Origin of the sequence: Micromonospora sp. LOL_013 (genome assembly GCF_048060315.1) — a bacterium.
Taxonomy (GTDB): domain Bacteria; phylum Actinomycetota; class Actinomycetes; order Mycobacteriales; family Micromonosporaceae; genus Micromonospora_E.
The window spans coordinates 122,751-128,768 of sequence record NZ_JBHMIQ010000018.1 but is presented as its reverse complement, the minus strand read 5'-3'; the positions used below and the strand labels follow the sequence as shown (position 1 = coordinate 128,768).

The 6,018-nt window shown below is 72.1% G+C and carries 7 protein-coding genes; 3 read left to right on the top strand and 4 right to left on the bottom strand.

Features of this window, described 5'->3' with window-relative positions:
* Positions 1–37 precede the first annotated feature (37 nt).
* Positions 38–244 (top strand): zinc ribbon domain-containing protein, encoded by a 207-nt coding sequence (locus ACFHWS_RS14280; RefSeq protein ID WP_416568333.1) that lies wholly within the window; start codon positions 38–40, stop codon positions 242–244.
* Positions 245–699: 455 nt separating this feature from the next.
* On the opposite strand, the gene rocD is transcribed toward ACFHWS_RS14280, so the two are convergent.
* From rocD to ACFHWS_RS14265, 3 genes are all read right to left on the bottom strand, one after another.
* Positions 700–1,917 carry an ornithine--oxo-acid transaminase gene (rocD, locus tag ACFHWS_RS14275; RefSeq protein ID WP_416554774.1) on the bottom strand — a complete coding sequence of 406 codons (1,218 nt, stop codon included), beginning with the start codon at positions 1,915–1,917 and terminating at the stop codon, positions 700–702.
* A complete protein-coding gene (gene ddaH, locus ACFHWS_RS14270; RefSeq protein WP_416554801.1) occupies positions 1,914–2,723 on the bottom strand; it encodes a dimethylargininase in 810 nt (269 codons plus the stop codon). Before ddaH ends, rocD begins: the two co-directional genes overlap by 4 nt.
* A 314-nt stretch (positions 2,724–3,037) precedes the next feature.
* Positions 3,038–3,619: a hypothetical protein gene (locus tag ACFHWS_RS14265; protein ID WP_416568332.1), complete on the bottom strand. Its 582-nt coding sequence runs from the start codon at positions 3,617–3,619 to the stop codon at positions 3,038–3,040.
* A 168-nt stretch (positions 3,620–3,787) separates the two neighbouring features.
* On the opposite strand from ACFHWS_RS14265, the gene ACFHWS_RS14260 reads away from it, so the two are divergent.
* Positions 3,788–4,303, top strand: coding sequence for a MarR family winged helix-turn-helix transcriptional regulator (locus ACFHWS_RS14260; RefSeq protein WP_416554770.1), 516 nt, complete (start codon positions 3,788–3,790; stop codon positions 4,301–4,303).
* Here ACFHWS_RS14260 and ACFHWS_RS14255 read toward each other — a convergent pair.
* Complete coding sequence (locus ACFHWS_RS14255; RefSeq protein WP_416554768.1) at positions 4,265–5,032, bottom strand: MBL fold metallo-hydrolase; 768 nt, start codon at positions 5,030–5,032, stop codon at positions 4,265–4,267. The two genes, ACFHWS_RS14260 and ACFHWS_RS14255, sit on opposite strands and share 39 nt — an antisense overlap.
* 114 nt (positions 5,033–5,146) lie before the next feature.
* Between ACFHWS_RS14255 and ACFHWS_RS14250 the strand changes: the two genes are divergently transcribed.
* Positions 5,147–6,016 carry an Fpg/Nei family DNA glycosylase gene (locus ACFHWS_RS14250; protein WP_416554766.1) on the top strand — a complete coding sequence of 290 codons (870 nt, stop codon included), beginning with the start codon at positions 5,147–5,149 and terminating at the stop codon, positions 6,014–6,016.
* The last annotated feature ends 2 nt before the right edge of the window (positions 6,017–6,018 follow it).

The window sequence follows — 6,018 nt, the reverse complement described above, 5'->3', positions numbered from 1 at the left end:
CGGCGAGGTACGGGCGTACGTTCGCCCGGGTGGACCGGTGGCTCCCGTCCACCCGGATGTGCTCGGACTGCGGCCGGATCAACGAGCGGATGGCGCTGGACGTCGGTCGTGGGTCTGTCCGTGCGGGAGTCTCCACGACCGGGATGTCAACGCGGCGATCAACATCAAGGCCGCCGGGCAGGCGGACGTCAACGACCGTGGAGCGCGGGGTAGGACCGGGACCCGTCCCGGCACCGCGCGGTGAAACGGTAACCCACCAGAACACTGCGCGTGTCACGCGCGGCGTGGCTGGAATCGCCGCCGTTTAGGGCGGCGAGGATGTCAATACGTGCCGGCCGATTTCGGCGACCCGGTGTTCCTGCCGGCCGAGGCCGGGGTGGCCGGCGGCGGCATCGTCGGGTCAGGGTCTGCTCACCGAGCTGCGGCGCTGCGCCCCGGCGATCGGCGTCCGGCTGGATCCCGCCGGAGACCTGCCGGACACCGAGGCGGCCCGGCTGTTCGCGGTGCCCGACGGCACCAACTTCTCCGCCGAGACGCAGGCGTGGCTCACCCTGCACGAGGCGTGTCGGGCGAGCATCGCCTGCGGCCGGGCCATCGTGTTCCACTGACTGACCCGGAACCTGACCCCGACCCTGCCCGTACCGCCGGACGACCGGCTTTCGGCCGGGCGGCGCATCGCCCCCCGGCCGGCCGGTGTGCTCAGCGCAGCACGTGGGAAAGCTGTTCGATGGCGAAGTCCACGTCGGACTCGTCGACGACCAGCGGCGGGGCCAGCCGGATCGTCGCACCGTGGGTGTCCTTGGCCAGTACGCCCCGCTCGGCGAGCCGTTCGCAGGCCTGCCGACCGGTCATCCGCCGTGGGTCCAGGTCCAGTCCGGCCCACAGCCCGCGACCGCGGACGGCGAGCAGTCGGCCGTCGTCGCACAGCGCGTCGAGCCCGGCGTGCAGCCGCGCCCCCAGCTGGGCCGAGCGCCGCTGGTACTCGCCGGTGGCCAGCAGCCGGACCACCTCGGTGGCGACCGCGCAGGCGAGGGCGTTGCCGCCGAACGTCGAGCCGTGCTCGCCGGGGCGCAGCACGCCGAGCACCGACCGGTCGGCGACCACCGCCGACACTGGCACAATGCCGCCGCCGAGCGCCTTGCCCAGGAGGTACATGTCCGGCATGACGCCTTCGTGGTCGCAGGCGAACGTCGCCCCGGTGCGGCCCAGTCCGGACTGGATCTCGTCGGCGAGCAACAGCACGTCGTTGCGGGTGCACAGGTCCCGTACCCCGGTCAGGTAGCCGTTCGGCGGCACCACCACGCCCTGCTCGCCCTGGATCGGCTCCAGCAGCACCGCGACGCAGGTCTGGTCAATCGCGTCGGCCAGCGCGGCGAGGTCGCCGTACGGCACGATGGTGAACCCCGGGGTGTACGGCCCGAAGTCGGCACGGGCCTCGGCGTCGGTGGAGAAGCTGACGATCGTCGTGGTCCGGCCGTGGAAGTTGCCGTCGGCCACGACGATGGTCGCCTGCCCGTCCGGTACGCCCTTGACCTGGTAGCCCCACTTGCGGGCGACCTTGAGCGCGGTCTCCACCGCCTCGGCGCCGGTGTTCATCGGCAGCACCATGTCCTTGCCGCACAGCTCGGCCAGCTCCCGGCAGAAGTCGGCGAACCGGTCGTGGCTGAACGCCCGACTGGTCAGGGTGAGCCGGTCCAGCTGGGCGTGTGCGGCGGCGGTCAGGGTCGGATGCCGGTGGCCGAAGTTGAGCGCCGAGTAGCCGGCCAGGCAGTCCAGGTAGCGTCGGCCGTCGACGTCGGTGACCCAGGCGCCGGTGGCCTCGCTGATCACCACCGGTAGCGGGTGGTAGTTGTGCGCGGTCCAGCGTTCCGCGTCCCGTACCGCTCTCGGTGTCCGCAGCATCCCGTCAACGATCATCGGCTCGACCCCCTCAGCTCCAGGGTGCAGCATTTCGGGCCGCCGCCGGCCTTGCGCAGCTCGGACAGGTCGACCCCGACCGGGTGGTAGCCGCGTTCGCGCAGCGCCGCCGCCAGCCCGTCGGCCTGCACCGGTAGCACGACGTGTCGGCCGTCGCTGACCGCGTTGAGGCCGAACGCGGCGGCGTCGGCCAGGCTGGCCGTGACGGCGTCCGGGAACAGCCGGCGCAGCACCGCCTGGCTGCCGGGGGAGAACGCTTCGGGCAGGTACGCGATGGTCCGCTCGTCGATCACGGCGAGCGCGGTGTCGAGGTGGTAGAAGCGCGGGTCGACCAGTTGCAGGGTGACCACCGGGCGGCCGAACACCTCCTGGGCGTGGGCGTGCGCGGCGTGCGAGGTGCGGAACCCGGTGCCGGCCAGCAGAAAGTCGCCGACCACCAGGAGGTCGCCTTCGCCTTCGTTGACGTGCTTGGCCTCGTGCACCGGGAAGCCGGCCTGCTCCAACCAGTCGCGGTAGGCAGGCGCCTCATCGGCCCGCTGCGGCTCGCGGAACTGCACGGCCAACGCCCGGCCGTCGATGACGGTGGCGCCGTTGGCGGCGAACACCATGTCGGGCAGACCGGGCAGCGGCTCGATCTCGTCGACCGTGTGGCCCAGTTCCAGGTACGTCCGGCGCAGCTGGTCCCATTGCGTGATCGCCAGCTCCCGGTCCACGGGGCGGGCCGGGTTCATCCACGGGTTGATCGCGTATTCCACGGCGAAGTACGTCGGCCGGCACATCAGGTACTGCCGGTGGGTGGCGTGCATCGTCATGCGACTGGCTCCTGGGGTCGAAGGCGCGCCTCGGCGGTGGCCGTGGGCTGGCGCTTGTCCTTCACGCTAAGGGCTGTGACCCGCAGAAACCATTGTCAAGAGTTGCTTGTATTGGCGAATCGTTGCGTCATCGCTGGGTCCAACGTGCGCTTTGTTGCGTCCACCTGCTTTCGGGGAGCGACCACGCTGTCGCCCCCCGAAGATGCGGTGCCCGGTGAACCACCGGTTCGGTCGGCCCTCGTGCGGTGAACCACCGCTGCTGGGCCTGCGGGACGGTGAGACCACCGTCCCGAGGTCACGATTGCCCGTCAGAAGATTCCGGCAAACTGTGAATCAAGCCACTGCCGTACCTGCTGCACCATGTCGGTCTCGGTGGTCAGCCAGCTCAGCGCGCCGGTCAGCGCCAGGCTGCCGACGATCATCGTCCCGAGGGCAACGACGATGCCCGTCAGCGCCTCTGTCCGGCCGGCGATGTGCCGGCGGGCCGTCGCCGAGATCCCGCCGAGGCCGGTGGCGAGGGCGATCACCCCGATCGCGATCCCGTACGGTGCCAGCGGCCCGGACAGCACGAACAGCGCGCCGGTGATCCCGGTGATCACACTGACGGTGGCCAGCAGGCTGGCCCGGGGCCGTGGCCCGGCCGGTGTCGGCGGGGGAGCCGGCCGGGGGTCGCCGCCCTCCCGGTTGGGTGGCTCGGGGCGCGGTCCCGGCGGCGACGGCCGGGTGGCCGGGTCGGTAACCCCGGCCCGGGTCGTGTCGCTCCGCGTCGTGTCGGCCTCTGCGGCGTCGGCCGTGCCGGTCGCGGTCGCGGTGGTACCGCCAATCGGTGGCGGGTCGTCCGCCGGCCGCGTCGGCTCCGTGCGCCGGGACAGCGAGGGAATCCTGACCATGACAGACCTCCTTATCGGTACGCCGGACCGCACTGCGGCTGCGCGGGTCTCCGGCGGTTGTCGGCTTGCCGTACCCGGATGTCCGGTCCGCCACACCAGTCACGGTCAAGCGGGTGGCGATACCCTCGGACGGTCAGGTTCCGATCATGGGCGGGTGTAGCGGTGTCGGTGAGGCCAACAGGACCGGAAGCGGATCATGGAACGCGCGGTCCCGACGATCCGCCGGAGCTCACGGACTACTTCCGTCAGCTGCTGTGGCAACGGCACATCGTCGGTCTCTGCCGCGCCGGGGCTGCGGCGACCCGCATTGGTGAGGCCGCCGCCGCGCGTACCGGCCGTAACCTCACCCAGTTCCTGGTGCTGGGCATGCTCGACGCCACCGGTCCCCGTTCCCAGCAGGAGCTCAGCGACGGGCTACGGACCGACCGAACCACGATGGTCGGCACGGTCGACGCGTTGGAACGCGCCGGTCTGGTCACCCGGCAGCGCAATCCGACCAACCGGCGGGCGTACATCGTCACCATCAGCCCGGCCGGTCGGGCGGCCCTCGCGACGATCTCGGCCGACGCGGCGACCCTCGAGACCCGGTTCTTCGAGCGCCTCACCGCCGACGAGCGGAACCAGTTGGTCGGCCTGATCGGCAAGCTACTGATCGGTGCCGACGCCGGCCCGACGACGGGTTAGTCGGCCGCGCCCGGCCAATCGGCTGAGCCGCTTCTCCTCCCTTGCCGCCCAGCGGGCGACCCGGCGCGGGTCGAGCGGGCCGCCGTGCCCGACGTGCAGCGTCGCCGGGCCGAGGGCCAGCATCCGCCGCAGGCTGGCGAGGTTGCCGGCTGGGTCATCGTGGAACGGCGGGTTGGCCGGCCGGCTGCCGAGCAGGCCTAGCATCGAGCTGGCGACCAGGTCTCCGGCGACGAGGTCGCCGTCGTCGGTGAGCACTGAGATCGAACCGGCGGTGTGGCCCGGGGTGGGCACGATCCGGCCGGCCACACCGTAGTCGTCGAGCCGCAGTTCGCCGTCGATCAACAGGTCGGGCTCGACCGGCCGGACCGGTCGGTCGAGCACCCCGGTACGCATGATCAGCCGCCCGGTCGGCCCGGTCGGCAGATAGGGCCGCCGGCTCGCGCCGGCCCGGTACTGAGCCAGATCGGCGACGTGACCGGCGACCGGTGCCCCGGTGAGTTGGTGCAGTCGGGCGGCGGAGCCGAAGTGGTCGGTGTGCCCGTGGGTGAGCACGATCAGCGCCACCTCGGACGGGTCCACCCCGTGGCGGATCAGACTGGCGTGGATCTTTCCGCCGCTGCCGGGCATCCCGGCGTCGACGATGACCGGTCGGCGACCGAGCAGGAGATAGGCGTTCACGCTCCGCTTGCCGGTGACGGGGATCGGCAGGACGGTGGTGCGAGTGGGCACAGGACCTCCGAACGAGCGACGAAGTAAATCGTCAGGTAGTCAACAGTTGAGCAACATACAATCAGTCGGGTCTGGCCATGGTCAAGCCGGCTGCTGCCGATAGGCTCTGCTGCCATGCCCGAAGGCCACACCATCCATCGGCTGGCCGCCCACCACCACGCCGTACTCGGCGGAGCGCAGATCGTCGCGACCAGCCCGCAGGGTCGGTTCGCCGCTGGCGCCGCCCGACTCACCGGCGCCACCCTCGCCGCCACCGAGGCGTACGGCAAGCACCTGCTGCATCACTACCGGGGCGGTCCGGGCGGCGGCATCCTGCACGTGCACCTGGGCCTCTACGGCACCGTCGCCGACGGGCCGGGACAGCCGCCGGCACCGGTCGGGCAGATCCGGCTGCGGTTGGTCGGCGGGCCGGCAGGGACAGCCGACGGACCAGCAGTGGCAGCCGGCGAAGCCGCCCGACGGCACTGGTTGGACCTGCGCGGGCCGGCTGCCTGCGAACTGCTCACCGAGGCGGAGACCGACGCCCTGCGCGACCGGCTCGGTGCCGACCCGCTGCGCGACGACGCCGACCCGGACACCGCCGGCGGACGGATCCGGCGCAGCGCCCGGCCACTCGGTGCGCTGTTACTCGACCAGACGATCGTCGCCGGGGTCGGTCTGGTCTACGCCACCGAGGTGCTGTTCCGGGCCGGGATCGCGCCGACCATGCCCGGCCGGCGGCTGACCGCCGACCAGTGGCAGCGGATCTGGTCCGACCTGGTCGCTCTGATGCGGATCGGGGTGCGCCGGGGCCGGATCGACACCATCCGCGACGAGCACCTGCCGGAGGCGATGGGCCGGGCGCCGCGCAACGACCGGCACGGTGGCGAGGTGTACGTCTACCGGCGCGCCGGCCAACCCTGCCTGTGCTGCGGCGCCACCGTGGCCGCCGGGGTGCTGGCCGCCCGGAACACCTACTGGTGCCCGACCTGCCAACCGGGCTGACC